Annotated in this window: 1 protein-coding gene; it reads right to left on the reverse strand. The window is 69.2% G+C overall.

Features of this window, described 5'->3' with window-relative positions:
* Window positions 1-2,959, reverse strand: a 2,959-nt coding sequence (locus tag ACXJKH_RS17715) for an autotransporter outer membrane beta-barrel domain-containing protein (RefSeq protein ID WP_457321296.1), incomplete at its 3' end; no start/stop codon positions are given.
* Window positions 2,960-3,064: the final 105 nt, after the last annotated feature.

Consider the following 3,064-nt stretch of genomic DNA (forward strand, 5'->3'; position numbering starts at 1 on the left):
GCACCGAAACGCTGCGATAGGCACCGTCGCCGCGTTGCACGCCCAGATCGCCCCACGCCGACCAGCGCATGCCCAGCTGCAGCATCGCGCCACCGCGTAGCTCGTAACGGTTTTTCGGCACCGCACCGTCGATCCGGGTGTGGTCCATCCAGATGCTGTTGCTGCCTGACGCGCGCAGCCAATGCGCCGAAACGAAGGGCTGTACGACGTGATCCACGCTGCGAACATCGCCCGTCATCCGCAGGCCCAGGCGCGAGGACACCTCGCCGCCGGCGCCCGGGGCCACCTGGGTGCCGTTGTGTTCGACAAGGTCATCGGCACGGTAGTCGGTATAGGTCATCTGCAGCTGCGGCTGCACCAGCAGCGTGGCCGAATCGCGCACGCGGCGTTTCCAGGCGTAGCCGGCTTCCAGCGTGGCCGCATCCGTGCGCGCCTGTTGGCGTTCCCCGGCCAGGGCGATGCCCTGCACGCTGCTGCGGTAGCGCCCGTGCTGCACGCCGCCATCAAGGTAGGCGCCGTCCCCGCCACCGGGGTGTTGCATCCAGGTGACGTAGACGCCCACCGCCGTACCCTTGACGATGCCGGTGGCGGCATAGCCGCTGCGCTGCGAGCGGACATCGGTGGCGGCCCGTCCTGTACCCAGCAGCACACCCGCACGGCCCTGGCCGCCCGCGCCCCAGTGCAGCAGGTCCACGCCGCTGGTCACCGTGGTGGTGCGGGCGCTCAGGGCCAGCTGGCCGTCGACCGCTTGACGGCGCTGGGTGCTGCCCACGCGCAGCCAACTGGCCCCGCGTGCCGCGTTCGAGGCGTACGCACCATCGCGGTCATGCAGGCGGTGCTGGAACATCGACACGGCAGCGGCCTGGTTGGCCAGGTAGGCGCCGGCTTCCGGGCGCAGCACCTGCGGCGGGCGCGGGCGGTGGCAGGGGGCGGTGTTGCCCGCCTCGCAGGGCGTGGGCGGCAGTGCGCAGCCGGGGCCGTTGGGGTCGAGCACGCACGGATCTGGCGGGGGAACAACACAGCCGAGGCCGCCGGGATCGGCCTCGCAGGGGTCCGGCGGGATGACGATGCAGCCGGGGCCTGTCGGATCGCTGTCGCAGGGATCCGGCGGCGTCATGCAGCCGGGGCCATCGGGATCGGCGTCGCACGGGTCCGGTGTGGTCGGCAGCGTCGCGCGCAGATACCAGCCGCCGTCGCCGGGCGTGTTCACGCCGCCCTTGTGCAGGAAGTAGTCGTATTGGCCCGCCACGGCGCGGCCGCGCAACGCGTACGTCGCATCGGACGCACCCTCGACCTGGATCAACGCGATGCCGTCGACGGTCTGTGCGCCAAGGCCATGCACATTGTTGACCTGGATGGCCGCCGTGCCACGGGTGTCGCCGCGCACGCGCAGGGTATCGATGGGCGAGTCATCGCCGGCCAATGCGCCGTTGAAGATCAACAGCGCGTTGTGCGTGTCGAGATCACCGTCCACGGTGAGGCGGTTGAAGTTGCCTGCACCCACGGCGGACAGGGCCAGGGTGCTGTCGTGCAGCGCCAGCTGGCCCACGCTGGCATCGCCGGTCAGGGTCCAGCGGCTGCCATCGCGCAGCGAGACCTGGTTGACCACGCCGCTGGCGCCCCGCCAATGCGAACGCCCATTGAGGTGTACGTGGATATCGGCCACCACCGGGACGCCGGCACCGATGTCGTCCGGGGTGATCATGATGTCGCCTTGGGCGTAGACGTCCTGGTCCAGGTTGAGATCCAGCGGACCGGCGGAGGCCGCATCGACCTTCATCAACGTGCCGTTGCCGCCAAACAGCCGGGCGCCATTGTGTGCAGCCACGTGGCGCGCGGCGCGCACCCACAGGGCGGCATCGCGCGCGCTGGTCAGCGACCCACCGTCGATGTCCAGGCTGCCGTTTGCATTGACCACAGCGGCCGCCGCGCCGAGTCCTTCGGTACGGACATGGGTGTCGTGCAACGTCATCACGCCCGTGCCTCCACTCAACACGCCGTAACTGTTGGCACCGGCCGTGGTAATCGTGCTGCGGCGCAAGTGGGCGGTTCCGCCGGAATGGGACAGGGCGCCGATGGCACCGTCACCGCCGGTGTCCACCGCGATCCGGTCTGCCTCCAGCATCAGGTCTCCGGAGAAAATGTCCCATTCGGCGTTGAGCCCATGTGCCGACGCGCCGACCGTGCTCACCTGCACGCCCTCCAGCGTGACCCCACCGCCGAGATTGTCGACGCCCCTGCTGTTGTCGCCGAGGGTGATGATGCTGCCGCCGAGCATCGAAAGGCGCGGACCCGAGCTCAGCCAGATGCCGGCGCCGTTTGCGCTGGAGATACGTATGTCCACATCGACCAGACGCGCCTCTCCGCTGCGGCCGCCGTTGCTGAGCCCGATGAATCCGGCCCCCATCTGCGTGCCGATGATGTCCACCTCGCTGCCGGCCGCCAGGCGCACTGCGGTGCTCTGCGCATGATCGGCCTGCATCGCGCCGTTCTCGATCCACAGCGTGCCGCCCTGGAAGTCGACGGCGATCGACGCGCGGCCCGCGACCCGGATGTCGGTGTCGCGCAGGGCGATGGCCTTGCTGCCGATCACGCCGTGGGCCGCACCCCCCAAGGTTTCGATGGAACCGTTGGACAGCGTAAATGTTCCGCCGGCGGTAGCGACCGCACCGGCGCTCCCCGCTTCGTGGGTGGTGATGGTCAGCCCGTCGCCCTCGATATGGCCGCTGTAGTAAGCGGCCATGCCATGGGACTGGTAGCCGGTTGTGTCGATGATCGCGTCGCGCATCCGCAACGTACCGCCGTTCACCTCCACCGCGGGGCTACGGTAGCCGCTGGTGGAAAAGACCATGCCTTGTCCGGCGGCATCGGGCAGCAGGTCGACCTGGCCACCGGACAGGATCGACAGCCCGATGGCGTAATCCCCATGCGTGGTGATGCTGCCGCCGTTGAAGATCATGCTGCCGTCTTTCTCGGCACGCACCGCTGCGGTGTTCTGGCCGCTTGTCGTCACCGTCACCGGTTCGCTGGCTCGGATGCTGCCGCCATTCAATGCATGCAGGAC

This window comes from Stenotrophomonas sp. P5_B8 (assembly GCF_054049855.1).